At 39.1% G+C, this 473-nt stretch carries 1 pseudogene; it reads left to right on the top strand.

The features are described 5' to 3' along the window. Positions 1–473 (top strand): annotated as a pseudogene (locus J1785_RS00225) (hypothetical protein); the annotation flags it as partial.

Consider the following 473-nt stretch of genomic DNA (forward strand, 5'->3'; position numbering starts at 1 on the left):
GTCGAGACTTGCTTCGTCGATAAAAAATGATGATTATAATCTCCTCCCCGTTGCTTTCACCTCCCTGTTTTACGCTTTTGGTGGAGAGGGTAGGCTCACCTATATATTATCGCTGTCCATTGTTTATTTGCTCCCCGTATCACTTCTGTTTTCAGTCCTATTAAAACAATTTTCTGAGAAGCAGTCTGTCTGCTGGACAATTATTTCTCTGGTCATGCCTGCAACTTTTGTCGCTTTTTGGGCTCCTACGCTCAGAGGTTATCCTGATATTTGCGGTCTCATCTTTGTTATATCAGCGATTATCTATACATGTAAAACAGATCTGTCTGGTAAACTGAATATCAAAAGAGCGATCATCCTTGGTGCTATTTTATGGTCGCCATTTTTACTCAGAAGATGGTATGCCTATACTGTCATTTCAATGTATCTCTCTTTACCTGTGCTGAATTATTTTATTTATAAAGTAGAAGGAC

It is taken from the genome of Rahnella perminowiae, assembly GCF_019049755.1.
GTDB lineage: Bacteria > Pseudomonadota > Gammaproteobacteria > Enterobacterales > Enterobacteriaceae > Rahnella > Rahnella perminowiae.